The 24,924-nt window shown below is 67.1% G+C and carries 29 protein-coding genes and 1 tRNA gene; 13 read left to right on the plus strand and 17 right to left on the minus strand.

What is annotated here, in order from left to right; translation table 11 throughout:
- From GOPIP_RS27230 to GOPIP_RS29950, 4 genes are all read right to left on the minus strand, one after another.
- Positions 1 to 633, minus strand: a 633-nt coding sequence (locus GOPIP_RS27230) for an IS1380 family transposase (RefSeq protein WP_035728928.1), incomplete at its 3' end; no start/stop codon positions are given.
- A 649-nt stretch (positions 634 to 1,282) separates the two neighbouring features.
- The gene (locus GOPIP_RS27240) at positions 1,283 to 1,705 is read right to left on the minus strand and encodes a hypothetical protein (RefSeq protein WP_006373128.1); all 423 of its coding nucleotides are present in this window, start codon (positions 1,703 to 1,705) and stop codon (positions 1,283 to 1,285) included.
- Between the two features lie 24 nt (positions 1,706 to 1,729).
- On the minus strand, positions 1,730 to 1,942 hold the full coding sequence (locus tag GOPIP_RS28940; RefSeq protein ID WP_133092138.1) for a hypothetical protein: 213 nt from the start codon (positions 1,940 to 1,942) through the stop codon (positions 1,730 to 1,732).
- Positions 1,939 to 2,370, minus strand: coding sequence for a hypothetical protein (locus GOPIP_RS29950; protein ID WP_006373129.1), 432 nt, complete (start codon positions 2,368 to 2,370; stop codon positions 1,939 to 1,941). The genes GOPIP_RS28940 and GOPIP_RS29950 overlap by 4 nt, the downstream gene beginning before the upstream one ends.
- 467 nt (positions 2,371 to 2,837) lie before the next feature.
- Here GOPIP_RS29950 and GOPIP_RS27245 point away from each other — a divergent pair, with 467 nt between their 5' ends.
- Positions 2,838 to 4,181, plus strand: a complete 1,344-nt coding sequence (locus tag GOPIP_RS27245; protein WP_006373130.1) for a dipeptidase — start codon at positions 2,838 to 2,840, stop codon at positions 4,179 to 4,181.
- Positions 4,182 to 4,186: 5 nt separating this feature from the next.
- On the opposite strand, the gene GOPIP_RS27250 is transcribed toward GOPIP_RS27245, so the two are convergent.
- From GOPIP_RS27250 to GOPIP_RS27260, 3 genes are all read right to left on the minus strand, one after another.
- Complete coding sequence (locus tag GOPIP_RS27250) at positions 4,187 to 5,242, minus strand: acyl-CoA dehydrogenase family protein (protein ID WP_006373131.1); 1,056 nt, start codon at positions 5,240 to 5,242, stop codon at positions 4,187 to 4,189.
- A gap of 73 nt (positions 5,243 to 5,315) precedes the next feature.
- The gene (locus tag GOPIP_RS27255; protein WP_006373132.1) at positions 5,316 to 5,984 is read right to left on the minus strand and encodes a lipocalin family protein; all 669 of its coding nucleotides are present in this window, start codon (positions 5,982 to 5,984) and stop codon (positions 5,316 to 5,318) included.
- 108 nt (positions 5,985 to 6,092) lie between these two features.
- Positions 6,093 to 6,536: a DUF7144 family membrane protein gene (locus GOPIP_RS27260; protein ID WP_006373133.1), complete on the minus strand. Its 444-nt coding sequence runs from the start codon at positions 6,534 to 6,536 to the stop codon at positions 6,093 to 6,095.
- A 180-nt stretch (positions 6,537 to 6,716) separates the two neighbouring features.
- Between GOPIP_RS27260 and GOPIP_RS27265 the strand changes: the two genes are divergently transcribed.
- Positions 6,717 to 6,793 (plus strand) — tRNA-Pro (locus GOPIP_RS27265).
- 128 nt (positions 6,794 to 6,921) lie between these two features.
- On the opposite strand, the gene GOPIP_RS27270 is transcribed toward GOPIP_RS27265, so the two are convergent.
- Positions 6,922 to 7,113: a hypothetical protein gene (locus tag GOPIP_RS27270; RefSeq protein ID WP_006373134.1), complete on the minus strand. Its 192-nt coding sequence runs from the start codon at positions 7,111 to 7,113 to the stop codon at positions 6,922 to 6,924.
- Positions 7,114 to 7,168: 55 nt separating this feature from the next.
- Between GOPIP_RS27270 and GOPIP_RS27275 the strand changes: the two genes are divergently transcribed.
- On the plus strand, positions 7,169 to 7,957 hold the full coding sequence (locus GOPIP_RS27275) for a crotonase/enoyl-CoA hydratase family protein (RefSeq protein ID WP_035728929.1): 789 nt from the start codon (positions 7,169 to 7,171) through the stop codon (positions 7,955 to 7,957).
- A gap of 15 nt (positions 7,958 to 7,972) precedes the next feature.
- On the opposite strand, the gene GOPIP_RS27280 is transcribed toward GOPIP_RS27275, so the two are convergent.
- The 4 genes from GOPIP_RS27280 to GOPIP_RS27295 form a co-directional block, all read right to left on the minus strand.
- Positions 7,973 to 8,377 carry a DUF7144 family membrane protein gene (locus GOPIP_RS27280; RefSeq protein WP_006373136.1) on the minus strand — a complete coding sequence of 135 codons (405 nt, stop codon included), beginning with the start codon at positions 8,375 to 8,377 and terminating at the stop codon, positions 7,973 to 7,975.
- Positions 8,378 to 8,465: 88 nt separating this feature from the next.
- Positions 8,466 to 9,161, minus strand: coding sequence for a haloacid dehalogenase type II (locus tag GOPIP_RS27285; protein ID WP_006373137.1), 696 nt, complete (start codon positions 9,159 to 9,161; stop codon positions 8,466 to 8,468).
- A gap of 13 nt (positions 9,162 to 9,174) precedes the next feature.
- Positions 9,175 to 10,173, minus strand: coding sequence for a metallophosphoesterase (locus tag GOPIP_RS27290; RefSeq protein ID WP_035728927.1), 999 nt, complete (start codon positions 10,171 to 10,173; stop codon positions 9,175 to 9,177).
- 71 nt (positions 10,174 to 10,244) lie between these two features.
- On the minus strand, positions 10,245 to 12,695 hold the full coding sequence (locus tag GOPIP_RS27295) for a penicillin-binding protein (RefSeq protein WP_006373140.1): 2,451 nt from the start codon (positions 12,693 to 12,695) through the stop codon (positions 10,245 to 10,247).
- A 311-nt stretch (positions 12,696 to 13,006) separates the two neighbouring features.
- Here GOPIP_RS27295 and GOPIP_RS27300 point away from each other — a divergent pair, with 311 nt between their 5' ends.
- Positions 13,007 to 13,315, plus strand: coding sequence for a WhiB family transcriptional regulator (locus tag GOPIP_RS27300; RefSeq protein ID WP_006373141.1), 309 nt, complete (start codon positions 13,007 to 13,009; stop codon positions 13,313 to 13,315).
- A gap of 139 nt (positions 13,316 to 13,454) precedes the next feature.
- Here GOPIP_RS27300 and GOPIP_RS27305 read toward each other — a convergent pair whose 3' ends face one another.
- The 3 genes from GOPIP_RS27305 to bagA are packed head-to-tail and all read right to left on the minus strand — an operon-like array spanning position 13,455 to position 17,123.
- A complete protein-coding gene (locus GOPIP_RS27305; protein WP_006373142.1) occupies positions 13,455 to 14,987 on the minus strand; it encodes a hypothetical protein in 1,533 nt (510 codons plus the stop codon).
- A gap of 22 nt (positions 14,988 to 15,009) precedes the next feature.
- The gene (gene bagB, locus GOPIP_RS27310) at positions 15,010 to 16,104 is read right to left on the minus strand and encodes an ArsA family ATPase (RefSeq protein WP_006373143.1); all 1,095 of its coding nucleotides are present in this window, start codon (positions 16,102 to 16,104) and stop codon (positions 15,010 to 15,012) included.
- Complete coding sequence (gene bagA, locus GOPIP_RS27315) at positions 16,104 to 17,123, minus strand: ATPase BagA (RefSeq protein WP_244332889.1); 1,020 nt, start codon at positions 17,121 to 17,123, stop codon at positions 16,104 to 16,106. Before bagA ends, bagB begins: the two co-directional genes overlap by 1 nt.
- 183 nt (positions 17,124 to 17,306) lie before the next feature.
- On the opposite strand from bagA, the gene sp36 reads away from it, so the two are divergent.
- Genes sp36 through GOPIP_RS27330 form a run of 4 tightly spaced genes read left to right on the plus strand, consistent with a single transcriptional unit; the run spans position 17,307 to position 19,623 of the window.
- Positions 17,307 to 17,471: a Sp36 family protein gene (gene sp36, locus GOPIP_RS28605; protein WP_006373145.1), complete on the plus strand. Its 165-nt coding sequence runs from the start codon at positions 17,307 to 17,309 to the stop codon at positions 17,469 to 17,471.
- A 4-nt stretch (positions 17,472 to 17,475) separates the two neighbouring features.
- Positions 17,476 to 17,952 (plus strand): RidA family protein, encoded by a 477-nt coding sequence (locus GOPIP_RS27320; protein ID WP_006373146.1) that lies wholly within the window; start codon positions 17,476 to 17,478, stop codon positions 17,950 to 17,952.
- A complete protein-coding gene (locus GOPIP_RS27325) occupies positions 17,949 to 18,716 on the plus strand; it encodes a TSUP family transporter (RefSeq protein WP_006373147.1) in 768 nt (255 codons plus the stop codon). The genes GOPIP_RS27320 and GOPIP_RS27325 overlap by 4 nt, the downstream gene beginning before the upstream one ends.
- Before the next feature lie 43 nt (positions 18,717 to 18,759).
- Positions 18,760 to 19,623 (plus strand): MBL fold metallo-hydrolase, encoded by an 864-nt coding sequence (locus GOPIP_RS27330; protein ID WP_006373148.1) that lies wholly within the window; start codon positions 18,760 to 18,762, stop codon positions 19,621 to 19,623.
- 98 nt (positions 19,624 to 19,721) lie between these two features.
- Here the strand turns inward: GOPIP_RS27330 and GOPIP_RS27335 are convergent, their stop codons facing one another.
- Both GOPIP_RS27335 and GOPIP_RS27340 read right to left on the minus strand, forming a co-directional pair.
- Positions 19,722 to 20,396, minus strand: coding sequence for a Crp/Fnr family transcriptional regulator (locus GOPIP_RS27335; protein WP_006373149.1), 675 nt, complete (start codon positions 20,394 to 20,396; stop codon positions 19,722 to 19,724).
- A gap of 212 nt (positions 20,397 to 20,608) precedes the next feature.
- Positions 20,609 to 20,821 carry a hypothetical protein gene (locus GOPIP_RS27340; RefSeq protein ID WP_026920367.1) on the minus strand — a complete coding sequence of 71 codons (213 nt, stop codon included), beginning with the start codon at positions 20,819 to 20,821 and terminating at the stop codon, positions 20,609 to 20,611.
- A 148-nt stretch (positions 20,822 to 20,969) separates the two neighbouring features.
- On the opposite strand from GOPIP_RS27340, the gene nth reads away from it, so the two are divergent.
- From nth to GOPIP_RS27365, 5 genes are all read left to right on the plus strand, one after another.
- A complete protein-coding gene (gene nth / locus GOPIP_RS27345; protein WP_006373151.1) occupies positions 20,970 to 21,791 on the plus strand; it encodes an endonuclease III in 822 nt (273 codons plus the stop codon).
- Positions 21,788 to 22,522 carry a TlpA disulfide reductase family protein gene (locus tag GOPIP_RS27350; protein ID WP_006373152.1) on the plus strand — a complete coding sequence of 245 codons (735 nt, stop codon included), beginning with the start codon at positions 21,788 to 21,790 and terminating at the stop codon, positions 22,520 to 22,522. The genes nth and GOPIP_RS27350 overlap by 4 nt, the downstream gene beginning before the upstream one ends.
- Positions 22,519 to 23,358 carry an NUDIX hydrolase gene (locus GOPIP_RS27355; protein WP_006373153.1) on the plus strand — a complete coding sequence of 280 codons (840 nt, stop codon included), beginning with the start codon at positions 22,519 to 22,521 and terminating at the stop codon, positions 23,356 to 23,358. The genes GOPIP_RS27350 and GOPIP_RS27355 overlap by 4 nt, the downstream gene beginning before the upstream one ends.
- Positions 23,355 to 24,548: a MarP family serine protease gene (locus GOPIP_RS27360; protein ID WP_006373154.1), complete on the plus strand. Its 1,194-nt coding sequence runs from the start codon at positions 23,355 to 23,357 to the stop codon at positions 24,546 to 24,548. Before GOPIP_RS27355 ends, GOPIP_RS27360 begins: the two co-directional genes overlap by 4 nt.
- Positions 24,545 to 24,924, plus strand: a 380-nt coding sequence (locus tag GOPIP_RS27365; RefSeq protein ID WP_006373155.1) for a hypothetical protein, incomplete at its 3' end; no start/stop codon positions are given. The genes GOPIP_RS27360 and GOPIP_RS27365, both read left to right, overlap by 4 nt.

The following is a 24,924-nucleotide window of genomic DNA, read 5'->3' on the forward strand; positions in this document are numbered from 1 at the left end:
GGCGATGTGATCGGCGGCGGTGTTCGACCCGGCATTACCTGGCCGCAACATGATTGCGAGGGGTTCCCCTGTGCCGGCGGCTTGGTGGTCGGCGAACGCGCATAGCGGGTGAAAACCAAACCCTTTCTTCCAGTTTGGGGTGGCGTGCTCTTTGTCGGAGTGTGCGGTCACCAGCGTCGCGTCGAGGTCGATGATCAACGGATGCCGCACACCGCGGTCATGGTTAGGGGCTGCGGTGCCGGCCGCGGTCCACGCCTGCGCCCGCGCGGCGGCGCGAGCAGCGTTGATCGCCGACAAGGCGGCCGGTGCGTCGGTGGCCAGCGTGGAGATCAGCCGCGACACCGTCGGATCCGAGGCGACCGGCCCGAACACGCCCGGATCCGCACGGACGTGGTTGATATCAGCCAAGCAATCGCCGCCCAGGGCGACCGCGATGGCGAGGTCGAGCAGGATCTTGCCCGGATCGTGAGTGGCCAGAGGCTTGCGCCACGGCGCCAACACCGTCGACAATCCGCTGATCAGACCGGTTTTCTCGGCGCACCGCAGCAGGACCGTCGCCCCGGCGTGCGACACCACCCCGCTTCCGGAACCATCTACAGACAACGACGGGTACCACGACGTACACTTACTCACCTGAATGGTGCTCCTCGAACTGGTCCGATTGATACCTTCGCAAGTTCAATCATCCCAGGTCAGGGCACCATTCTTTATTCACGACACGAAATCACCGTGAAAGGCCGAGGCTAGTTTGAGTGTGCAGAGTCACCTCGCTCATCGCTCAGAACAGGTCCGACGAGCGACAGTGAGCTCTATCCATTCGTTCAAGACACGAGAGTGCTTCGGACGTCTTGCCGGTGGTAACCCCTCGGCCCGCAATGAACAGAGCGAACGCTACTTCGTCACGTGTTCCCACACCAGTGAGACGTCTGCCCTCGCAGCCTGGAGAGTGGCAATCACATGTTCAAGAATTGACACTGGGATATTTATTGTCCGTGGGGTGGTGTGGTCGCTGATGAGTAGGGCGACGTCTTGGTTGGTGAGTTCGCTATCGGCTCGCTGTATGGTCTTGACCGTTGTTGCGATTTCCATGCCGCGATACTCGCTCCGTCTGGTGGCCCACCACGTCTCCGTTGTTCCGTCCGAGTAATCGGATGCGCGTTCGGAAGTGAGCGTCATGGCTGAGGGTCGGAGTGTGTGAATTCTCCGGTCTTTGGAGTGTCGATCGATATATTCCTTGTCAGACCGAGTGGTGACTGTGGCCATGGTCTGTCCTTTGCCAAGGTCACGAAGGGCGCCCTTCGCGGCTGCGTGTGGGTGGGTCGATGGTGTGGTCTGTCACCATATCGTCACGGGCGTGGCTGAGCTTCTTGGCTTCTTGCCTGGAGTGTTTGAGGTCGCGGCGTGCAGCGTGGCCGCGTCGAGACGATCGTCGGGCCCCGACCAGGATCGTTGCGATCCCGAGCATTGCGATGGCTCCGAGTACGACTCCGTAGAGCAGCAAGGTTCCAGTTGAGCCGGTGATGTGGTAGCCGAGAACAGAGAAACTGTCGGGGGCCAACGTATGTGTGGTGCCGCTATTGGTTGCGACGCTGGCGATAATCACGATAACAGCAGCGAGGAGAATGATCGCCCCGACGATAACAATCATGATGATGCCGCCGTGTGTGCTGTACGCATTGCCGACGATGGCTTTGCGTACCGGCATTTGGGCGCTCTTGGTGAGACTCTATCAATCATGGCGACTCGTTCCTGGCTGTGTATGGGATGCCGCCGCAGTGATGATCAGATCGTTTTCCAGTTCGGCGACCGCGCAGAGGACGATCGCGCTCAGGCTCCTGAGGGCGGTGGCAGTTTCGGCGTCCACTGAGTTGCGGCGTTGGGTAGCGATGAGGTCGGCGTTGAGTTTTCGCGTGATGGGCGGTAGATCGGCGCGTGCTGTCATCGGCGTGCGGAGTCCGCTTGGAACAGGACGTCTGAAAGCGTTCCACCACGTTCCGCGGTGAGCATCACTCGTCGCCATACCTGGGCGGCTTCGGTCACGGGGACGTCGGTGGCCAGCAGAATGACGGGGTGGGAATCCCCATCGAGGATGGATGTCCGAGAGTGGCGCGCCCGACGGACTGTCCGTCGGGCCAGGACGTCGCCGATTGCACTTTGGGCAGTGGTAGCCGGGCTGGTCTCTGGGTGGAACAGGATGTCCCACTCGGCCAGTAGATCGCCCGTGACTGCCCGGGAGTCTTCTTCCTGGATGCCCGAGACGATTCTTTCCGGGCGGGAGGAATGTCCTGGACGCGCCCTGTGATAGTCACGCATGTGCCCATAGAGGCGGCTGCGTGGAGCAGTATTGAGAATACGAGACGTGGTGATCATTGAAGTTCACCTGACTGGCCACAGCGACAGCGGCCCTTGCGACGCCGGAAGCGTTAACGGAAATCCGTCAGATATGAGACTCCGGCTGTCACTCAGTGTACTCCTCATCGAGAGGCAGCGTGTGGTTCGCTCGCTGGTGCAGATTGCGCTGTATCGAACGACCGCTGGGCACCGGTTGAGACATTCATACCGATCTCGGTCTGCATGTGGCAGGACGAGCTCACAGTGATGCGTCGCCTTCGTTCCGTTACCACAGCGTAGTGGTTTCCCGATTGTGCGGCCGATGACTTCGCGGCAGCGTCCCGTGTACGTTTTTGGCGCGGTCTGCAACTCGCTCAGGTGAGTGGTGCCCAGTCGTCGCTGCGCCGATCGGTCGGTGCCGACCAGACGGGTTAACTTGGGGACACGACCTCGCCGCGCGGGCATGCGCGTGGCATCGAGGCGGCCGACGACAAGAGGACCCGACGATGACCGACGATGCGATCGCAGACCGCGTGCACGATCTGATGGGAAGGGCGCGCACGGATCTCGCGGAGATGGTGGCCTTCGAATCGGTCTACGACCCCGCCGCGCCCGCCGACTGCGCACGGATGGTCGACTGGCTGCAGGAGGCCTTCACCGAGGCCGGCGTATCCGACGTCGCGGCGCACGTCACCGCCGACGGATCGCAGGCGGTGACCGGACACATCCCCGGACCGGCCGACGCACCGACGGTGCTGCTGTACTTCCACCACGATGTGCAGCCGCCCCTCGATGCCGATGCGTGGGACTCACCGGCGTGGACGCTGACCGAACGCGACGGCCGCTGGTACGGCCGCGGTGCGGCCGACTGCAAGGGCAACATCGCCGTGCACCTGACCGCTCTGCGGGCGATCGGCGACGACCTCGGCGTCAACGTCAAGATCATCGGTGAGGGGTCCGAGGAGCAGGGCTCCGGCGGCATCGAGGACTTCGTTCCCAAGAACCCCGAGCTGTTGCGCGCCGACGCGATCCTCATCCTCGATTCCGGCAACATCGAAGTGGGTCGCCCCACTCTGACGACGAGTCTGCGCGGGATCGCCAACGTCGTCGTCAGCGTCGAAACGCTCTCCTCGGCAATGCATTCCGGAATGTTCGGAGGTGCGGCGCCGGATGCGCTCGCCGCCCTGATCGCCATGCTGGCCACGCTGCGTGACGACGCGGGCAACACCACCGTCACCGGGCTCGACTCCGATCAGGTGTGGACGGGCATCGATTATCGAGAGAGCCAGTTCCGTAAGGACGCAACGGTTCTCGACGGGGTCGGGGTGCTCGGGTCGGGATCGATCGCGGAGATGGTGTGGGCCCGCCCGGCGGCGACCGTGCTGGGTATCGACTGCCCGCCGGTGGTCGGCTCGTCGGCGTCGGTCGTCCCGCGGGCCCGTGCGCGCATCAACCTGCGTGTGCCACCCGGCATGGATCCGGCGGCCGCCCAGGATGCGCTGATCGCCCACCTGCACGCCGTCGCGCCGTGGCATGTGCGGGTGTCGGTCGAGCGTGAGGCGATCGGGGCGCCGTTCTCGGGTTCGACCGATGGGCCTGCGTTCGAGGCGATTTCGCGTTCGTTGAGCACCGCCTACGGAACCGAGGTCGTGCAGCAGGGGCAGGGTGGATCGATCCCGCTGTGTACCGTGCTGCAGAACACCTTTCCCGACGCCGAGATCATGCTCTTCGGGGTCGAGGAACCGCGCTGCCTGATCCATGCGCCCAACGAGAGCGTCGACCCGTCCGAGATCGAGCACATGGCGCTGGCCGAGGCATTGTTCCTGCGGGACTACGGCTCTGCGCGGTGAGCTGATCAGCTCCCGCTGAACCGCTGCACCAGAAGATCTTTCACCTGCGGGCGACTGGCTGCGACGAGGGTGAACATGGATTCGCGGGCCAGACGTTGCGCGTCGTTGCCGGACAGCAGGGCGCGGCCACCGTCGGCGGAGACCAGTGCGGCGGCGGCGTCGACGGCGAGACGGGCGGCGTCGGCGCGCGCGTCGATCATCGGCCCGGGATCGCCGGCGCCGAGCGCGTTGTCGAGGCGCGCGCGGACCTCGCCGGCCCGTTCCCGAAGCGTCCGAGCGGCTTTCACCTCGCTGCCGCGTTCGAGCAGGGCCGTGGCACGACGCAGGATGCCGAACGGAAGGGTGCCGTTGATGCGTAGGCCGGTGATCTGGGTGGCGAAGAATTGCTCGAGGCTGACGCGAGAGACGATGTCGGCGTCGTCGACCCGCACTCCCTCCACTCTCAGGAACACCGTCCGCGTTGCGTTGCACACCGACAGGTGGGTCGGGGTCACCGCGATCCCTGGAACAGCTTGGGTGACATCGACGATCGCCGCGATCACGTCGTCGGTCTGCACATCCCGGGCCGAGATCTGCAGGATGTGCACGATGCCCCAGCCGCTGACGAACGGTGCGTACCCGTCGAGAATCCAGCCGCCTTCGGTGCGCGTGGCCGTCATCCGGGGCGGGGTCGGGACGACACCCGCGTAGGCCACTCCCGCCCGGACCCGGCCGGCGACGGTCGCATCGAGATACCGATCCTGCAGCGTGTCGTTGTCGGTGCCCGACAACGAGATCACCACCCCGTGATGCTGCAACCAGGTGAACGCGGTGGGTAGGCATCCACTCGCGAGCACCTCCCCGATCTCCAAGACGGTGGTGAGTTCGAGTGGCGGATCGCCGGTGACCAGTCCATAAAGCCCGGCGTCGGCGAGCTCGCGCCAGTGGGAGTCGGGAACCGTGCCACTGTGGTCGACGTCGCCTGCCGCGGGGTAGAGGATCTCATCGGCGATGCGGTAGGTGTCGGCGAGGAGTCGTTCGACGCGCCCGGATCGGGCCGGGTCACCGGTGGTCGGGGTCACCCGTCCACAGTAACGCCGTCGCACCGGCTGCAGGACGATGCAGCCGGTGCGACAAGCGGACTCACTCAGTCGATCAGACGGTGCACAGCGGCGAGTAGTCCGAGCGTCCGCCGGTCGTCGGAGAGATCAGGAAGGTGCACGAGGTGAAGCCCGCGGCCTCGGTGCGGCGCTTGAGCATCCGCAGCTGATCGGTGGTGAGCACCTTCTCGCGGCTCAGCACGAACCCGGACAGTCGCGTCGGGTCGCCGACGATCGCGAACTGGTACGGCTCGGTGCTGTTCGCGCCCTGCGCGGTGGCGTCTCGGCCCTGCGCGTCGCCGACCCACGTCACGATGTAGTTCGGGTTGTTGCCCGGGTTGATGGTGTTGGGTACACCCGGAAAGGTCACCACGAGTTGCGCTTTGGTGACCGGATCGATGACGGTCGCCTTGCCCTTGATGCCGTCGGGCTGACCGGTGAACGAGGTGCACTTGTTGTCAACGCCGATGGTCGTCGCGTTGATCTGGGTGTAGGTGGCGTTGGTGTCCTTCGCGCAGCGCACACCGAAGAACGACGGGATGGTCGCCTGCTGCCACCACGTGCCGAGATATCGCGTGACGTCGAGCTTGGTGACCGGCTTGACCGGCGCGGCTTCGGCGGTCGCGGGGGTGGCGACCAACGCCACCACGGCCCCGAGGACGGCCAGGAGCGGTACGAGGAGGCGGACGGTTCTGCGAGTGTGTGGCATGCGCAGGAGCGGCATGGTCGGGAATCCCTTCGGTCGTCGGTACCGGACGAGCGGTGATTCGCCGCCGACCCCGGTCCCGGATGGGTGGGGAACTGCCCGCCCTGCGTCCGGTCCCGCGTCGGCTCAGCGCCCGGCTGTGCGACCGTGCGTCACCTGGCGCGGGTTCCACGAGCACACCGCCCAGATCAGGATGACGTCGAGCGCGATGATGAGGATCGACCATGCGGGGTAGTGCGGCAGCCACAGGAACTGGGTGATGATCGACAGCGCGGCGACGATGATCGCCGCGACCCGCGCCCAATCGGCGCCGATGGCCAGCCCACCCGCGATGATGACCGCCAACACGCCGATGACGATGTGAATCCAGCCCCAGGCTGTCAGATTCAACTCGAAGACGTAATCCTGGCCGAGGACGAGCAATGTGTCCTTGTTGAGTGCCGAGATCCCGACGAAGACCGAGATCACGCCGGCGACGAACAGCAGAGCCGCCGCGACGATCGTGAGCCCGAAGGCGAAACCCTGTTTGACGGCCGACTCGGCGGCCTCGTCGTCGAACCCCTGGCTCATCACAGCCTTCCCTTCCGTCGTTATTGCACGATTCGTGAATCAGCGTAATCGGATTTCCGGCGCCTGTTCGTCGCTTTCGCCCAGTGGGCGCCCACGGGGGGCCGCAGCCCCCGTTTTGGCGGTCTACCAGGCGATTTAGTGCCCGGGCATCATCGGGGGTAAGCTATCGCAGGTTGCACACGGGGTGTGGCGCAGCTTGGTAGCGCGCTTCGTTCGGGACGAAGAGGTCGTGGGTTCGAATCCCGCCACCCCGACCAGAGGATGAGGCTTGCCGAATCCGACAGAGCCTTCTTGTGGTTGAGAAGCAGATGAGGCCCTGGCCAGGAGAGATCCGGCCAGGGCTTCCTCGTTCTAGCTGACGTGCCGTGATGCCGCGCCCATCACCTCACCCGTTGCCGGCACCCTCGGAATCGTCGAAGAACGCCCAGTCGCCGTCGTGCTCGACCTCCATGCGCCAGCCGAGCTCGGTGTTGTCGGCTTTCTGGTCGATGAACCAGGCGTGCGCGTCGTCGGCGTTGTCGATGTCGCGGGTGGCGACGACGGAACCCTTGGGATTGATCACTCGATAGTTGGCCATGGGCCTCGAGTACCCGCTCACGGGCGGATCGAATCATCTCAGCGGTCGTGGGGGCATGATCGGAGTGGTGAGCACTCAGACGATCCTCGAACGTTCCGACGGGCCGGTGCGGATTCTCGGCCTCAACAGACCCGAGCGGCGCAACGCCGTCGACGGGCCGACCGCGCAGGTGCTCGCCGACGCGTTCCGTCGTTTCGACGCCGACGAGAGCGCGTCGGTGGCCGTGCTCTACGGGGAGGGCGGAACCTTCTGCGCGGGAGCCGATCTCAAGGCCATAGCGGACGGCAGCACCCGTAACCGGGTGGAGGCCGACGGAGACGGGCCGATGGGACCGACGCGACTGCGACTGGGCAAGCCGGTGATCGCCGCCATCTCCGGACATGCGGTCGCGGGCGGATTGGAACTGGCGATCTGGGCCGATCTACGCGTCGCCGACGACGACGCGGTGCTCGGGGTGTTCTGCCGTCGCTGGGGAGTGCCGCTCATCGACGGCGGCACCGTGCGACTGCCGCATCTCATCGGGTCGAGTCGAGCAATGGACCTCATCCTCACCGGCCGTGCGGTGCCGGCGCGCGAGGCCTTCGACATGGGGCTGGTGAATCGGCTCGTGCCATCCGGGCAGTCCCTGGAGCGGGCGGTGGAACTGGCGCATGAACTCGCCGCGTTCCCGCAGACCTGCCTGCGCCACGACCGGCTCTCGGCGCTCGAGCAGGAAGGCATGGCCGAACCCGACGGCATCCACAACGAATACCTGCACGGACTGCAGTCGATACAGGCCGATACCGTCACCGGGGCAACACGATTCGCCCACGGTGCCGGACGGCACGGGACGTTCGGGGATTGACGCCGTGCTACGTCATCAGTCGGTCTGCCAGGTACAGACCGCCCAGATCACGACGAGGTCGACGGCGATGATGAGGATCGACCACCACGGGAAGTAGGGAATCCACAGGAAATTGGCGATGATCGACAGCGACGCGATGATCACCGCGCTCACGCGGGCCCAGGTCGCGCCGACGAACATGCCGAAGGCGATGAGGATCGCGATGATGCCGAGGATGATGTGGATCCAGCCCCACGTGGTCAGGTTGAGCTGGTAGACGTACTGCGGGCCGACGACGAACAACTCGTCCTTGACGACGGCCGAAATGCCCTCGGCGAGACCGATGATGCCGACGACGAGCAGGAGTGCGGCGGCGCCGATCGTGGCTCCGCCAGCGAACCCCTGGCGGACCGGGTGATGGTGAGAATCGGGTGACGTCATCACGAGCCTTTCGGGAGTGACTGCGTGGTGATCCTCACATGCGAACGGTGCCGATCACATCACCCGAAAAGGATGAAACGTGCACTCCTCAGCACCCCAGCTGATCGGCCAGGTCGTCGAGGTCTCTGGCGTGGATGTCGTTGTCCGGTGAGCCCGAATCGTCTTTGAGCGCAGGGTCACCCCACTCGAGGGGACGCTCGACGAAGGCCGACCGTAACCCGTGGGAGCGGGCGGCGTCGAGATCGGATTGGTGGGTCGCGACCATCATCACCTCGTGGGGCCGCGCTTCCATCAGTCCGGCGAGTCCGAGATAGGTCTGCGGCGCCGGCTTGTAGTGATGCCACAGATCCGAGCCGCCGATGAAATCCCAGTCGAAGCCGTTGCGTTTGGCCATCTCAGTGAGCAACGCGACGCTCCCATTGCTCAACGCGCACACCGTGAATCGACGTCGCAGACGAGCCAGGCCGCGCGCCGAGTCCGGCCACCCGGGGATCTCGCGCCAGGCGTGCACGAGGTGGGCGGCACGGTCGGCGCCGATCGCGACGCCGAACTGTGCGGCGACCTCGCCCAGGGTGTCGGACTGCAGGTCGTCGAGTCCGCGCCAGCCGATCTCACCGGCCTCGACGCGAGCGATGGCGGGGGAATAGCGGGCTCGCCACTGTCGCGCGAACTCGACCGCGTCGACCCCGGGCACGGAGCGCGCCACTGCGGCGCTGATACCGCCGAGCCAGTCGGTGACCGTCCCGAAGGTGTCGAATGCCAGCACGCGAGGAGGCGTCGACATTGCCGGCATCGCGTCAGCGCGCGTCGGTGGCCAACTGCGGCAGCGAGTGGTCCTCGTCGAATTCGGCGTCGCCGTGCGAGACCGGGGTGAGGGTGAGCAGACTGGCCTCGGGCCGGCAGCAGAACCGTGCCGGCACATACGGCGAGGTACCCAGACCTGCGCTGACGTGCAGCTTCATCGTCGACCCCCAGGCCGAGGCGCCCTTGACCCGGGAGCGATCGAGGTGGCAGTTGGTGACGAGCGCACCGACGAGCGGCAGACACAGCTGGCCGCCGTGGGTGTGCCCGGCGAGCACAAGATCGTAACCGTCGTCGGCGAAGCGGTCGAGGACCCGTGGTTCGGGTGAATGCGTCAGACCCAGACGCAACTGGGCGAGCGGATTGGGCCGTCCGGCGATGGTCTCGTAGCGGTCACGTTCGATGTGCGGGTCGTCGACACCTGCCGCGACCACCCGCACCCCGCCGACCTCGAGTTCGCGCACCGAGTGCGTGGCGTCGAGCCAGCCACGCTCGACGAACGCGGCCCGCAGATCCTGCCACGGCAGGGGATCGCCGTGCGTGCGCTTGTGTTCGGTCTTGAAGTACTTGAACGGATTCTTCGGTGTCGGACCGAAGTAGTCGTTCGACCCGAACACGAAAAGGCCGGGGCGCGAAAGCAATCCGCCGAGGGACTGAATCACCGCGGGCACCGCCTGCGGGTGCGCCAGGTTGTCGCCGGTGTTGATCACCAGGTCCGGTTCGAGCGCCTCGAGTTCGGACACCCAGGCCTGCTTGAGTCGCTGGTTGGGCATCATGTGCAGGTCGCTGATGTGCAGGACCCGCAACGGGGTGGCGCCGGGTTCGAGTACCGCCATCGTGGTGTGACGCAAGGTGAATGCGTTGCGCTCGATCAGCGTCGAGTAGAGCAGTCCGGCAGCGGCCGCCCCCGCACCGACGGCAAGCGTCCGTGCTGCCGTCGACGTGGGGAGAAGGCCGTCCACGCGCCAGGACCGGGTCGAATCGAGGATGGACATTTCCTCAGGATACGCGCCGCCCGAGGGCACGCGTCAGGGTCGTGACGGACAACCCGTCCGGCGACTCGACCTCAGCCGGGCAGATCGATCACCACGGGCCCGACGCCGGGTACCTGCACCGTCGTCTGGGTCGGGCCGTTGCTGCCGCCCGCGGACTGGCGTCCGTTGCTCACGTAGATCGTGATCGTGCTCCCCGGCAACGCCGAATCCGACGGTGCGGTGAACACCACCGTGCCCTGCGGGCGCGGGGAGTCGATCTCGAGCTGGGTGACCTTGAAGCCGGCAGCCTGCAACCGGGCGGTCGCGTCGCTGGCGGTCAGACCGGTGACGTCGGGGACACGTCCGCGACTGTTGCCGGACACGTACTGCGGATCCTGCGGTGGCAGGCTCGTCGGCCCGAACTTGTTCGCGACCGGCAGGACCGCCGAATACCAGGTGCGTGCCGGCTCGTATCCGCCGTAGAGGTTGCCGTCATAGCAGGACCGCAGCGGGCTGGTGCAGATGCCCTCCGGGTTGGGACCGTCGCTGTAGACGTAGACCGACCCGGCGATGTTGTTGGTGAAGCCGAGGAACGCCGCCGAGCGGTGCGCCTCGGTGGTACCGGTCTTCGCCGACACCGGCAGGTTCCAGCCCGTCGAGCCGGCGGCCGCCGCCGAGGTGCCCCCACCCCGATCGTCGAAGCTCATCGCATTGGCCAGGGTGTTGGCCAGACCCTGCTCGACGACGCGGTCACATCCCGGTGCGTTGAACGGCACCGTGGTCAATACCGGTGCGCCGTCGGGGCCGGGCACCGCGTTGCTGTTCTCGTCGCGCTTGATGGTGCTGATCGAGCCGATCGGATTGGGCGGGCACCACACCCCGCCCGAGGACAGGGTGGCCGCCACATTCGACAGCTCGAGTCCGTTGACCGGGAAGGGGCCGAGGGTGAACGAACCGAAGTTGCCGTCCTTGACGTACTGGGCGATCGACTTGTCGCCGTCACCGGAGGTGCCCGGCGTGTTGTACGAGCGCAGACCCAGGCGCACGGCCATGTCGACGGTCGGCTTCACCCCGGTCTGCTGCAACAGCTTGACGAACGCGGTGTTCGGTGACTGGGCCAGCGCCTGGGAGACCGACATCGACGCCGGATAGCGGCCGTCGTTCTTGACGCAGTAGCTGTCGGCGGGGCATCCGTTGGAGCCGCCGCTGCTACCCATGCCCTGCACGGCCAGGGTCGACGGGACCGGAATATTGGAGCCGGTGCCGAGGCCCTGCTCCATCGCCGCGGCCGTCGTGAAGACCTTGAAGACCGAGCCCGCACCGTCACCGACCAGCGAGAACGGCTGCGGCTGCACGGTTTGGTCGGCGTTCTGATTGAGCCCGTAGTCGCGGCTCGACGCCATCGCCAGCACGGGATGGGCGGTGGTGCCCGGCCGGATCGCGCTCATCACGCTCGCGACGCCGTCGGCGTGCGGATCGGCCTGGGTCTGCACCGCGCGCTCGACCGAACGCTGCACGTCGGGGTCGAGGGTGGTCTTGATGATGTATCCGCTGCGCATCACCGAGTCGCGGGAGATGCCGTTGGCGGCGAGGAACTGCAGCGCGTAGTCGCAGAAGAATCCGTTGTTGCCGGCGCCGATGCACCCCTGGGTGGGGATGTTGGGATTGGGGACCACCCCGAGCGGCTTGGCCTTGGCCGCGGTCAGCTCGTCGCGGCGGTTGGGGAAGTTCTGGATCATCGTGTCGAGCACGGTGTTGCGTCGTGCCAGCGCAGCCTGCGGATTGGTGTACGGGTTGAGCGCGCTGCTCGACTGCACCATGCCCGCGAGCAGTGCGGCCTGCTCGACGGTGAGGTCCTTGGCGTGCTTGTTGAAGTACACCTGCGACGCGGCCTCGATGCCGTAGGCGTTGTTGCCGAACGGCACCACGTTGAGATAACGCGTGACGATCTGCTTCTTGGCCTCCTGCTTGGCCGCGGCGTCGGAGAGGCCCTTGCGTTTGGCCTGCTCGGTGAGCGACTGCTCCATCGTCAGCGCCATCCGGACCTCACGCAGCTTGCGTGCCGGGGTGGTCTCGGTGGCTGCCTCCCGATCGGCCTCGGTCCGCGCGAGCACGAGGAGTTGATAGTTCTTGATGTACTGCTGATCCAGCGTCGACGCGCCCTGCTGGACCTCACCCGAGGACGAGTTCTTCAGTGCGGCGCGGATGGTGCCCTTCCAGTCGACGCCGTCGTGCTCGAGGAAGCGGCGGTCCTCGATGGAGATGATCGCGGCGACCATGTCGGGCGAGATGTCGTTGTAGCCGACCTCGTAGCGGTACTGGTCGAACAACAGCGCGATCGGGTTGCCCGCTGCGTCGGTCATCGTCGAGACCTGGGGCAGGGTGCCGTTGAGCAATTCCGACGAGACGTTCTCTACTGCCGAAGCGGCTCTGTTGGACACCAGTCCCACCCCGCTGGCGACCGGATACAGGAGTCCGGCGACGAGCACGCCGGCCAGCACGCACGCGGCAGCGAGCGGCCCAAGCTTCTTCGAGATCGGCACCCCGACAGAATACGTGTGATTTCCTCAACACCCTCGCAGCCCGCGTCGCCGCGCATGGCACCGGCGGGGTCGGTGGCGATGACCAGGTGTTTCGCCGAGAGTCTGCACGGTTGTGCCAGTTTTTCGGCCTCAGGGGTTGCGGTGGCATGCACAGATCCCTAGATTGAGGGCAGAATGTGACTCACTTAACAGCCGATGCGGCAGAGTGTTAGAGATATCAAACTCGATCAATTGTCCAGGTGAGCGAGCGGGTTGCAGTCGCAGTGCGGTGACGTGGTCATCGCAGACAACGACAGACAGGGGCGATAACGATGGCAACAGCGGCAGTATCGGCAGACGAGGCGCGGTTGACCTGGGTGTCGCAGGCGCGGTGCCGCGGAGAGAACCCGGATGACCTGTTCGTGCGGGGTGCAGCGCAGCGCAAGGCCGCCACGATCTGCCGGCACTGCCCGGTGCAGTTGCAGTGCGGCGCCGACGCTCTCGACAACCGCGTCGAATTCGGGGTGTGGGGCGGCATGACCGAACGCCAGCGTCGGGCGCTGTTGCGCCAGCATCCCGAGGTCACCTCGTGGTCGGCGTTCTTCGAGGCGCAGCGTCGCCGTCAGCGCGTCGCGGGCTGACCCGGACCCACAAACTCACATCACCGGCGGGAGTGTCCCGCCGGTGATGTCGTGTCCGGGGGTGTGTGGTCCGTTCAGGGGACAGCATCGTTCGGGGAACAGAGCCGATCGGGGCGCGCCATTCAATGCAGGCCGAGATTCAATGCAGGCCGAGGTCGACCGGCTCCGGCCACTGCATGGTCCCCGGCCGCAGGATCTGCAGTACCCCGCCGGCCGCCACCCAGAGCGTTCCGTCGTCGGTGCGTGCGACCGACACGGTGGACGAGAGCACCGGAGCGCTGAGTGTCGGCGTGAGACCGTCCCGATCGAGGACGGTGAGCAACCAGAACTGGCCGCGGCCGTGGTCGTACTCGGTGGGTCCGGGTAGCGGCCACCACCCCGACCGCGCCGTTCCGTCGGGCGGGTGACCGAGGGCCCACAGCCCGTCGCCGACGGTCCCGGCGTAGAAGAATCGTCGTGGAACATGCTGTGTGTCAGTCGCTTCGAGCGTCGGTGCCAGGGTGACGACGCTGTCGTAACAGGCGATCCCGAGTGGGGAGGTGAGCAGCGAGGGTCGGTCGTGGTGATCGTCGAGGATCACCGGATCGCCCACATCCGTCGCCCCGTCGAGGCCGACGCGCACCGGCACCACGCCGTCGGTGTGCGGGCTCGGTGAATGCAGCAGGACGACGAACGAGTCGCCGTCGGCGATCGCCGCGGTGACCACCGCGGTGGGGCCCTCGACACTGCGGGATTCCCCGCCGGGATCGTGGATGATCCACCGACCCGCGCCGCCGCAGGCCAGGAAGTGTTCGCCGACAACGGCTCCCGCGATGACCGGCGTGTCGTCGACGGTCCGTGCAGGCTCTCCCGGCGTCAGGCGGTGGGTACCGTCGGGGCCGCCGATCCAGCATCCGGTGGGCGTCGCCCACACCGACCGCCCGTATCGCACCGGCCCGGGAAACAGGTACTCGCTTGCCCGGTGGTCGGAGTCGATCCGAAGCGCCAGCGGCAGAACCGCATCAAGCGCCCACAGGTCGTTGCCGGCAGCGGAGATCTCGGCGATGACGGCCGGCGGACGTAGTGGATAGGGGCCGACGTCGTCGAGGTCGAGATCGATCAGCGCGCCGGTGTCGACGTCGGTCGGTGACGGGCAGTCGGCGTCGAACCGGTCGTCGGTGAAGAATCGCGGCGCGCGGTCGACCTCACGATGGGTGGGCCGGCGCCCCGGAGTCAGGCTCCATCGGCGTGGCGGCGGAACCCGCTGCCACGAGTGTGAAACGACCTGCACCCGGGTCACGCGCCCGCGTACCGATCCCGCGGCGTCGATCCCCATGACGCCGTGAAAGGTGCCGGTCAGTTCCACCTGTCCGGTCCGCGGCCGTTGTCCGTCCCACGACGCGGTCCAGCCGTCGCCGCGCAGGAGTCCACTCCACCAGAGGTCTTGTCGCCCCGCATCATCGGTGGCTTCGGAGTCGTCGGCGAGACCGAAACGCCGCGGTGGCCGGCCGGAGGGTTCGAGCCGGGCGCGGATGGTCATCGCGTCGTGCTGATCGGTCCCGGTCTCGCTCGTCGAGTACTCCCAGAATCGCAGGGGGAATTCGATGACCTCCCCGATCGCGGGTGGGGGAATCTGTCCGTCCTCGATCGCGATGCGATCCACCAGGATCGTCAGTACGCGGCGGCGATCCATCGGCGTCCCAGGCGGATCGAGGTCAGCCCCGACCGGTGATCTGCTCGGCGACCGCGCGCAGGGCGACGCGGTCGGCCACCTCGAACGGCAAGGACGGGACTCCGACGATCGGCACCGTCGGATGCGCAGAGGTGAACCGTCCCAGCAGGTGCACCTCCCGTTTGGCCGTCGCGGCACGCTCCGCGTGCACCAGCAGCACGCCGCGCGTGAGGTCGTCGTCGGCCTTGTCCACGGCCACCCGCGCGACCTCTTCGGGGATGCCGGTGAGGTTGGGGTGGGTGCGATTGAGGATGAGCCCGGCCAGCGGCATCGACTCCTCCGACAGGCGATCGACGAAGAAGGCCGCCTCGCGCAGGGCGTCGGGCTCGGCCGCGGCGACCACCGCGAACCGGGTACCGGGCTGTTTGAGCAGTTCGTAGGTCTTGAGCGCGCGGTCCTGGAACCCGCCGAACATCGAGTCGAGTGACTGCACGAACGTCGCGACGTCGCGCAGCATGTCACCCCCGATGATGGTGGAGACCCCGCGCATCGCCAGGCTCATCGCGCCGGTGACCATGCGGCCGACGCCGCGGCCGCCGCCGACGAGCACCTTCATCAGCCGACCGGACAGGAACGACCCGAGGCGCTGCGGAGCGTCGAGGAAGTCCAGGGCGTTGCGCGACGGTGGGGTGTCGACGATGATCAGGTCCCACCGGTTGGTCTCCAGCAGCTTGCCGAGCTTCTCCATCGCCATGTATTCCTGTGTGCCGGAGAAGGATTCGGCGACAGTCTGGTAAAAGGAGTTCTCCATGATGGCGGCGGCGCGCTCGGGCGTGGAGTACTCCTGCACCATCTCGTCGAAGGTGCGGCGCATGTCGAGCATCATCGCGTCGAGCGATCCGGTGCCGTCGATGGCCACCGGTTGGGGATCGTTGGTCAGCTCGCTCATGCCCAACGACTGCGCGAGCCGCTTGGCCGGGTCGATCGTGAGCACCGCGACGGTGCGGCCGTGTTCGGCGGCGTGCAGGGCCATCGCCGCGGCGGTCGTCGTCTTGCCGACGCCACCGGCGCCGCAGCAGATGACCACGCGGGTCTCCGGGTCGGCGAGCACCGAGCCCATCTTCAGGTCGAGGGGCATCAGGCACCCGCTTTCTGCAGCAGATTGGCCAGTTCGTAGAGGCCGCCGAGATCCATCCCGTCGCCGAGGGTGGGTAGTTCCAGCGTCGGGACCTCCACCTCGTCGAGTTGGGCCTTGGCCACCTGCTGCGCCTGCAGCCGCGAGGCGTGTTCGATCGTCTCGGTGAGCAACCCGGCGAAATCGGCTTCGCTCGCCTCGATGCCGGCGTCGGCGAGCCCGGACGCGACCCGCTGTGCGTCGACGTTGCCCTCGGCGATGTCGTCGATCTCGTCGGACGGCAGATGCATCGGGTTCACCCGGTTGATGATCAGGCTGCCGACTCGGAGGTTCTTGCCGCGCAACTCGTCGACGGCCTCGATGGTCTCGGTGATCGGCATCGCCTCGAGGAGGGTGACGAGGTGGATCGCGGTCTCCTCCGAGTGCAGCAACCGCGCCACCCCTTCGCTCTGGTTGCGGATCGGGCCGGTCTTGGCGAGGTCGGCCATCGCCTTGGTGACGTCGAGGAAGCTGCCGATTCGGCCGGTGGGCGGGGAGTCGACGACGACGGCGTCGTAGAGCCGCACGCCCTTCTTGTTGGTCGCGATGATGCGTTCCTTGATCTTTCCGGTGATCAGGACGTCACGCAGTCCCGGGGCGACCGTGGTGACGAAGTCGATCGCACCGATCCGCTTCATCGCCCGGCCGGCGAAGCCCAGGTTGTAGAACATGTCGAGGTATTCCAGCAGCGCATGCTCGATGTCGAGGGCCAGCGCCCACACCTCGCCGCCGCCCTCGGCGGTGGCGATGCGGGTGTCGGTCGGCGGTAGCGGCGGCAGGTCGAAGAGTTGCGCGATGCCTTGGCGCCCCTCGCATTCGACGAGTAGGACGCGCTTTCCCGCGGCAGCCAGGGCCAGCGAGAGCGCGCCGGCGACGGTGGTCTTGCCGGTGCCGCCCTTACCCGAGACGAAGTGCAGACGTGCTTTGGCGGCCGAGTCCGGCCAGATGTTCGGTGCGGTCACCGCCTCCTCGTCGTCGAGAATCGCTGCGACCCCGTCAGGTCGGGGTCGGCTCTGCCGACCGCTGGATGTCTGGTCGCCCCCGGGCGTGTCGTACACCACGGATTCACCATATCGACTCAGTCGTCGTCCAGGGTCACTCCGGTCAGGTCATTTCGCCCGATCGTGCCTGCGGGCACGCCACCTCGATGCCCTAGGCTTGGGGCCATGAGTGATGTCACCGCCTGGGAATACGTGACGGTTCCGCTGCTGACCCACGCCACCAAACAGATTCTCGATCAGTGGGGCGCCGACGGCTGGGAGCTGGTCAGCGTGCTGCCCGGCCCCACCGGAGAGCAGCACGTCGCCTACCTCAAGCGGCCGAAGGGCTGAGGCCATGGGCACCTGGACACAGCGACTCGACGAGCTGGGTATCGAGCTGCCGACGGCCCCCACCCCGGTCGCCAATTACGTCCCGGCGGTCCGGTCGGGGAACCTGGTCTACACCTCGGGGCAGTTGCCCTTCGTCAACGGTGAACTGTCGATCCACGGCAAGGTCTGCACCGGCGCGGAGGGTGTCGTCAAACCCGACGAGGCGACGGCGGCCGCACGACAGTGCACCATCAACGCGTTGGCCGCGATCAACGGACTCGTCGGGCTGGATTCGATTGTGCGCGTGGTCAAGGTGACCGGATTCGTCGCATCGGCGCCGGGCTTCACCGGGCAACCGGGTGTCCTCAATGGTGCGTCGGACCTGCTCGGCGAGATCTTCGGGGAGGCAGGCGTGCATGCCCGCTCCGCGGTCGGGGTCACCGAGTTGCCGTTGGGGGCGCCGGTGGAGGTCGAACTCGTGGTCCAGGTCGCTGACGCTTGAGCGCTGAGGTCGTCGCGGCGCTCATCGTCGCCGCGGTGGCCGCGGGATGGGTCGACGCCGTGGTCGGTGGGGGCGGTCTGATCCTCATCCCGGCTCTGTTGATCGGTGCGCCCGGGATCGTTCCGGCGTCGGCACTGGCCACCAACAAACTCGCCGCGGTCATCGGGACCGCGTCCGCAGCGTGGCGTTACTCGCGTACGGTGCCGTTGCGTCTTCGTCGTCTTGCGCCGGTGTTCGCCTGTGCCGCAGTCTGTTCCGGTGCCGGAGCGTTCGTCGCGAGTCGGTTGCCCACCGAGGTCTTCACACCCATCGTCCTGGTGATGCTGGTGGCCGTGGGGTTGTTCGTCGCACTCAATCCCGGGTTCGGATCGGGTGTCGCGCGGAAGCGGTCCCGGACGTCGGTGTTGTGCGGACTGGTGATCGCGGGAGTCGTCGTGGCCTTCTACGACGGCCTGATGGGTCCGGGTACCGGAACCTTCCTGATCATCACGCTGACGGCGTTGGTGGGCACCGATTTCCTGCAGAGTTCGGCGACGGCGAAGGTGATCAACACCGGTACCAATCTCGGGGCGCTCGCGGTGTTCGCCGCGCAGGGCCATGTGCTGTGGCTGCTCGGATTGGCACTGGCCGTGGGCAATGTCGTCGGGGCGCAGATCGGCGCACACATGGCGCTGGGCCGCGGCAGCAGGTTCGTGCGGTGGGTCCTGCTCGTCGTCGTGGTCGTCATGGTGGCCAAGCTGTCCTATGACCTGATCGCCGGATGAGCCTGACTCTCGCGCGGTGTCACCGCGGCATTACCCTGGCCCCATGACCGCCCACGACGACAACTCCCGAGGCAGCGAGGTCCCCGACGACGCCGTTGCCGACGCCGACCCGGTGCATCCGGCGTACGGCGTGCTGCGTGAGGTGACCCCGTTCGCGTCGGTGTTGTTGTGCGACAACCCCGGCGTGATGGAACTCGATGGCACCAACACGTGGATACTGCGGGCGCCGGGCAGTTCGGACTGCGTCGTCGTCGACCCGGGCCCGCCGCGCCACAAGAAGCACGTGAAAAAGGTTGCGGCGCAACCGGGTATCGCGATGACCCTGATCACCCACCGACACTTCGACCACACCGGCGCCATCGACGCGCTGGCCAAGCGGACCGGTGCCCCGACTCGTGCGCGCCTGCGGTCGCACTGCCGTGACGCCGACCCCCTGCGTGATCGCGAGATCATCGAGATCGCCGGTCTGCGCATCACGGTGTTGTTCACGCCCGGCCACACCGGCGACTCCGTCAGCTATCTCGTCGAGCACGACGGGCAGCGCGCGGTTCTCACCGGTGACACGATCCTGGGCAGCGGGACCACCGTCATCGATCCGTCCGACGGCAGTCTGCTCGATTACATGGGTTCGCTGAACCGGTTGATCGTCGACGGTGCCGAGGCCGCGCTGTTGCCGGCCCACGGTCCCGACCATCCGACGCTCGAACCCGTCGCGCGCTTCTACAAGGCGCACCGTGAGGAACGGATCGACCAGATCCAGGCCGCTCTCGACGAGATGGGTGTCTCGGCCAAGAAGGCCAAACCGATGAAGGTGGTCCGCAAGGTCTACGCCGACGTCGACAAGAAGCTGTGGCCCGCGGCGCGGATGTCGGTGAAGGCGCAGCTGGAGTATCTGCGTCAGCTGTGACTTGGGGGCGAAAACAGTTCTTCCCCCACTCTTTCGTTCGTCCCCGGGAAATTGTCGGGGGAAGAACGAGAAAGTAGGGGAAGAATGTCGAGCTGAGGTCAGCGGGCGCGGCGGGCGAGTCGCTCGGAGTCGGCGATCAGCACGCTCTTGCCCTCCAGGCGCAGCCAGCCGCGCTGGGCGAAGTCGGCGAGCGCCTTGTTGACGGTCTCGCGCGAGGCCCCGACGAGCTGGGCGATCTCTTCCTGCGTGAGGTCGTGGGTGACGCGCAGCGAGCCGCCCTCCTGGGTGCCGAAGCGTTGGGCCAGCTGCAGCAGCTGCTTGGCCACACGTCCGGGAACGTCGGTGAAGATCAGGTCGGCGAGGTTGTTGTTGGTGCGACGCAGACGTCGGGCCAACACGCGCAGGAGCTGTTCGGCGATCTCCGGGCGGTCCTTGATCCAGGCGCGCAACGCATCCCGATCCATCGAGACCGCGCGAACCTCGGTCACCGTCGTCGCCGAGCTGGTGCGCGGACCGGGATCGAAGATGGACAGTTCACCGAACATGTCCGACGGACCCATGATCGTCAGCAGGTTCTCGCGACCGTCGGGTGACCGGCGGCCGACCTTCACCTTGCCGGACAGGATGATGTACAGCCGATCACCGGGTTCGCCCTCGTGGAAGATGACATGTCCCCGCGGAAAGTCGACAGGCTGAAGCTGCTTGGTCAGTGCCGCTACGGCAGAGGGCTCGACGCCCTGAAAAATGCCTGCCCGCGCCAGTACTTCCTCCACCAAGGAGTCCCTTCTCACTCATGATCTCGGTTGTGCTCCACTGGCACACCCGCTGCAACGCTACTCTCGCCCCCAGCATATGTGTTGAATGGGTCACCGGCGTTGTAATGGGTGGCGTGTCTGCTCAGGGCGAACATCGGTGGCCGACGACTACCGGGCAGAAGCGCATGCCGACGTGATCGGACGAGCGGAGCCGGGTGGTGTGGACGCGGTCAGCCGGCCCGACGATTGCGCAACTCGTCCAGCGCGGCCGGCATGCCCTCGCGGGCCAGGGTGTCGACGTCCTCGGATTCGGCCGCCGACAGGAATTCCTCGACGTTGTCGCGGTTCACGGTGACGCGATCTGTCCAGGACTGGACCTTCTCCATGCCGAGGGCGAAGAGCATCAGTACGGCCGGGAACAGCAGTACGGCTAGTCCTTGCATGGCCACAAGTAAACACAATCGGGCTCGTGACTCCCAACCAGAACGGCCGCGGTAACCCAGTTGTGACCAAAGCGCGCCGCTGGTTGACATCGGCAACACAGGGCGTCGCACCGCGCCCCACGCCACCGCGCATCGCTAACCTGGTCGGGTGAGCGCGCGCAAGACGGCTGCATCGAAAGCCCAGCCGAAGGCTGCATCGGCAACCCAGCCGAGGTCGGGGACGGGTGGTTCGGGCACCAAGAAGGCCGAAACCCATCTCGGGTTGGTTCGTCGCGCCCGCCGGATGAATCGCACGCTGAAGGTGGCTTTTCCGCACGTGTACTGCGAGCTCGATTTCACCACCCCGCTGGAACTGTCGGTGGCCACCATCTTGTCGGCGCAATGCACCGACGTCCGCGTGAACCAAACCACCCCGGCGGTGTTCGCCCGCTACCGCACCGCGCTGGATTACGCGCAGGCCGACCGCACCGAACTCGAGGAATTGATCCGCCCCACCGGTTTCTACCGGAACAAGACCAACTCGCTCATCGGGCTCGGTCAGGCACTCGTGGAGCGGTTCGACGGCGAGGTGCCGCATACCCTGCCCGAGCTGGTGTCGCTGCCCGGTTTCGGCCGTAAGACCGCGAATGTGGTGTTGGGCAATGCTTTCGGGGTTCCCGGAATCACCGTCGACACCCACTTCGGTCGTCTGGTCCGGCGCTGGGAGTGGACCGAGGAGACCGACCCGGTCAAGGTCGAGCACGCCGTCGGCGAGCTCATCGAGCGCAAGGAGTGGACCGATCTGTCCCACCGGGTGATCTTCCACGGCCGTCGCGTCTGCCACGCGCGCAAACCGGCGTGCGGGGTGTGCATCCTGGCCAAGGACTGCCCGTCGGTCGGAACCGGGCCGATGGACAAGACGGCAGCCGCGGCCCTGGTCAAGGGACCCGAGACCGATCACCTGCTGGCGTTGGCGGGAATCACTTCGTGACCACCGACAATCTGCCGCCCGTGGAGAAGCCGACCCCGCCGGATCGCCGGCGGGGCTCTCGTTTTCCCCCGGCCGCGCGATGGACGCTGGTGTTCTTCGTCGTCGTGATCGCCCTCGTCGTCGCGATCTGGCCGCGGGGAGACTCCTCGACGGGCGACGACGCCCAGCAGATCCGTCCGTCGGGCGCCGCCTCGGCCACCGACGTGCAGGTCGACGACGCGCAGTTGGCCCAGGCCCGCGCCGACGCAGCGATCGCACCGTGTCCGCAGGTCGGCGGCCCTGCGCCGACCGACGCCGCGGTGCTGGCCGGGGTGCGGGCGCCGTGCCTGTCGACCGGGGCGAGCTACGACCTCGGCGCCGGGACCGTCGGCAAACCACTGATCATCAACATGTGGGCGGTGTGGTGTCAGCCGTGCCGCGCCGAGCTGCCCGTGCTCGCCGACTACGCCGAGCGGGCCGGGTCGGCGGTGACGGTACTGACCGTTCACGCGCGTGAGGGCGCAGGCAGTCCGTACCTGGTACTGCGCTTCCTCTCGGAGCTGGGGGTGCATCTGCCCGTCGTCCTCGACACCGACGGGCAGGTCGCGGCCGCACTGAAGGCTCCCCGGGTGTTCCCGTCGACGATCATCGTGCGCGCCGACGGTTCCGTCGCGAAGGTCGCGCCGATGGTCTTCGAGAACCCGCAGCAGATCGCCGACCAGGTACGCATGGCGACCGGGGTCACCACGTGAGCACGAGTGATTCGACGCCGATCCCCGAACCCCACATCGGCCCGCTGGTGGCGCGCGACCAGATCCCCTCTTGGCTGCACCGGCTCACCGACGACGTCGGCGCCGTCACCGAGATCGTGCTCAATCGTGGTGGTGACCGCACCCGGTGGGCGGCGATGTTCAACCGGGATCGGCGTGCTGCTGCGGTGCTGGTGTTGTTCTCGGGGTCCCTCGACGCCGACCCCGACTATCCCGGTGGGCTGCCCGCCGATGCCGAGGTCCTGCTCACCGAGCGCGCGTCGACCCTGCGTCAACACAGCGGACAGGTCGCCTTCCCCGGCGGCGGCTACGACCCCGGTGACGACTATCCCGTCGGGACCGCGCTGCGGGAGGCCGACGAGGAAACCGGCCTGGCGACCGAGGGCGTCGACGTGCTGGCCACCCTGCCCAGCTTCCCGGTCCCACCCTCGGGTTTCGACGTCGTCCCGGTGATCGCCCATTGGCGCGAACCCGGTGAGGTGCGTGTCGTCGACGAAGGCGAGACCGCCCGCGTCGCGCGTGTCAGCATGCGTGAGCTCCTGGCCCCGGAGAACCGTTTCCAGGTCCGCCGGTCGGTCCTCGGTGCCCGCGCCTATCAGGGACCCGCATTCTTCGTCGACGGACTGCTCGTCTGGGGGTTCACCGGCGGGCTGATCGCGGCGATCAGCGACGCCGCCGGGTGGGGACCGGCCTGGGACACCGATGACGTCCGTCCGCTCGACGAGATGATCCGACGCGCCGGCAACCGGCAGGAATCCGGTTTCCGCGCGGTCCACCCCGACCATCTGCGCGACCCCGACGGCCGGGGCGGCCGATGAGTGGTTCGACGTGGGTCGACATCATCGTCGTCGCGATCGCCCTGATCGCCGCGATCAGCGGATTCCGGCAGGGTGCGGTGGCCTCTGCGCTGGCCGTGCTCGGTGTGCTCCTCGGTGCCTTCGCGGGCATTCTGCTGGTGCCGCATGTGATCTCCCGGATCGACGATCCGACGATGCAGCTGGTGGCGGCCGTCGGGGTGCTGGTCGCGCTGGTGGTGATCGGCGAGATCGCCGGCATGATCCTCGGTCACGCCGCCCGCGGCGGCATCCGGTCGCCGGAATTGCGGGCCATCGACAGCGGCGTCGGACTGGTGTTGCAGGCCCTCGCGGCGCTGGTGGCGATGTGGTTGATCGGCACCCTGCTGGCGAGTTCGCATTCGCAGGCGCTGACCAAGGCCGTCGACGGCTCCAAGGTGCTCGGCGCGGTCGACGACGCGGCGCCGGGGTGGCTGGCCGCGAAGCCGGTCGACGAGTTCCGCCGACTGCTCGAGGATTCCAAACTCGACGGCGTCATCCCCACCACCAACGCCGGCCAGGTCGCACCACCCGACCCGGCGCTGCTGCGCCTGCCGGTCGTCGCGCAGACCAAGCCGAGTGTGGTCAAGATCGAGGGCGAGGCACCCAACTGTCAGCAGGCCCTCGAGGGCAGCGGCTTCGTCGTCGGCCCGGACCTGATCATGACCAACGCGCACGTCGTCGCCGGGACCTCGACCCTGCAGGCCCAGCAGTCCGACGGCACCTCCTACGACGCCGACGTCGTGCTCTTCGACAGCGTCAACGACGTGGCGATCCTGCGGGTCGACGGCATCGACGCGCGGCCGTTGCGGTTCGCCTCGAGTACCGCGTCCACCGGGGACGACGCCATCGTCCTGGGGTATCCGCAGGCCGGTCCGTTCCAGGCCACTGCGGTGCGGGTGCGTGACATGCGCGAGTTGCCGACCGCCAACATCTACCGCAACCGCCAGGTCACCCGCGAGGTGTATACGGTGCGCGGCGTGATCCGGCAGGGCAATTCCGGTGGGCCGATGCTCAATTCGGCCGGCGATGTTCTCGGCGTGGTGTTCGCGACGTCGGAGAATGCCGCCGACGAGACCGGCTACGTCCTCACCGCCGCTCTCGTACAGCAGGACCTCGCCCGCGCCCAGGGACGCTACGGACGGGTGTCGACCGGGGCGTGTGTGCGCGAATGACTGATTCAGGCGAGTCCCCCGACCCGAGCGCCGTCGACGACCACACCGCCGAGATGGCCGGAAAGGTCACGGAGGCACTGGAATACATCGAACGGGCGCGTGGGCATCTGTACGGCTTCCACCAGCTCATCGGGCACGCCGACGCCCTGCTCGGGGAGGCGGTCGCCGAGATGCGCGATGCCGGTTACACCGAGCTGGCCGATCGGATCGAGACGGAGATGGTGGGCCGCAACGTGATCGAGGGGCGCTGGACCTTCCAGATCGTCGAGGAATTCGACGACGGCTACCACGCCGCGTTCACCGACACCGAGGCGCGGGTGCGTGCGGAACTGACCGGCGGGGTGCGTCACGTCCACGAGGCGCGGATGAAAGAACG

The organism is Gordonia polyisoprenivorans NBRC 16320 = JCM 10675, assembly GCF_000241325.1.
Lineage (GTDB): Bacteria > Actinomycetota > Actinomycetes > Mycobacteriales > Mycobacteriaceae > Gordonia > Gordonia polyisoprenivorans.

What these genes read in the sequence shown, in the direction of transcription:
- GOPIP_RS27340 (WP_026920367.1), bottom strand. Translation starts at nt 20,821, where the DNA reads ATGCAAGGACTAGCCGTACTGCTGTTCCCGGCCGTACTGATGCTCTTC.
- GOPIP_RS27280 (WP_006373136.1), bottom strand. Translation starts at nt 8,377, where the DNA reads ATGACGTCACCCGATTCTCACCATCACCCGGTCCGCCAGGGGTTCGCT.
- GOPIP_RS27360 (WP_006373154.1), top strand. Translation starts at nt 23,355, where the DNA reads ATGAGTGGTTCGACGTGGGTCGACATCATCGTCGTCGCGATCGCCCTG.
- GOPIP_RS27255 (WP_006373132.1), bottom strand. Translation starts at nt 5,984, where the DNA reads ATGCCGCTCCTGCGCATGCCACACACTCGCAGAACCGTCCGCCTCCTC.
- GOPIP_RS27300 (WP_006373141.1), top strand. Translation starts at nt 13,007, where the DNA reads ATGGCAACAGCGGCAGTATCGGCAGACGAGGCGCGGTTGACCTGGGTG.
- GOPIP_RS27320 (WP_006373146.1), top strand. Translation starts at nt 17,476, where the DNA reads ATGGGCACCTGGACACAGCGACTCGACGAGCTGGGTATCGAGCTGCCG.
- GOPIP_RS27275 (WP_035728929.1), top strand. Translation starts at nt 7,169, where the DNA reads ATGATCGGAGTGGTGAGCACTCAGACGATCCTCGAACGTTCCGACGGG.
- GOPIP_RS27285 (WP_006373137.1), bottom strand. Translation starts at nt 9,161, where the DNA reads ATGTCGACGCCTCCTCGCGTGCTGGCATTCGACACCTTCGGGACGGTC.
- GOPIP_RS27305 (WP_006373142.1), bottom strand. Translation starts at nt 14,987, where the DNA reads ATGGATCGCCGCCGCGTACTGACGATCCTGGTGGATCGCATCGCGATC.
- GOPIP_RS27245 (WP_006373130.1), top strand. Translation starts at nt 2,838, where the DNA reads ATGACCGACGATGCGATCGCAGACCGCGTGCACGATCTGATGGGAAGG.
- GOPIP_RS27240 (WP_006373128.1), bottom strand. Translation starts at nt 1,705, where the DNA reads ATGCCGGTACGCAAAGCCATCGTCGGCAATGCGTACAGCACACACGGC.
- bagB (WP_006373143.1), bottom strand. Translation starts at nt 16,104, where the DNA reads ATGCCCCTCGACCTGAAGATGGGCTCGGTGCTCGCCGACCCGGAGACC.
- GOPIP_RS27270 (WP_006373134.1), bottom strand. Translation starts at nt 7,113, where the DNA reads ATGGCCAACTATCGAGTGATCAATCCCAAGGGTTCCGTCGTCGCCACC.
- GOPIP_RS27260 (WP_006373133.1), bottom strand. Translation starts at nt 6,536, where the DNA reads ATGAGCCAGGGGTTCGACGACGAGGCCGCCGAGTCGGCCGTCAAACAG.
- sp36 (WP_006373145.1), top strand. Translation starts at nt 17,307, where the DNA reads ATGAGTGATGTCACCGCCTGGGAATACGTGACGGTTCCGCTGCTGACC.
- GOPIP_RS29950 (WP_006373129.1), bottom strand. Translation starts at nt 2,370, where the DNA reads ATGATCACCACGTCTCGTATTCTCAATACTGCTCCACGCAGCCGCCTC.
- GOPIP_RS27290 (WP_035728927.1), bottom strand. Translation starts at nt 10,173, where the DNA reads ATGTCCATCCTCGATTCGACCCGGTCCTGGCGCGTGGACGGCCTTCTC.
- GOPIP_RS28940 (WP_133092138.1), bottom strand. Translation starts at nt 1,942, where the DNA reads ATGACAGCACGCGCCGATCTACCGCCCATCACGCGAAAACTCAACGCC.
- GOPIP_RS27330 (WP_006373148.1), top strand. Translation starts at nt 18,760, where the DNA reads ATGACCGCCCACGACGACAACTCCCGAGGCAGCGAGGTCCCCGACGAC.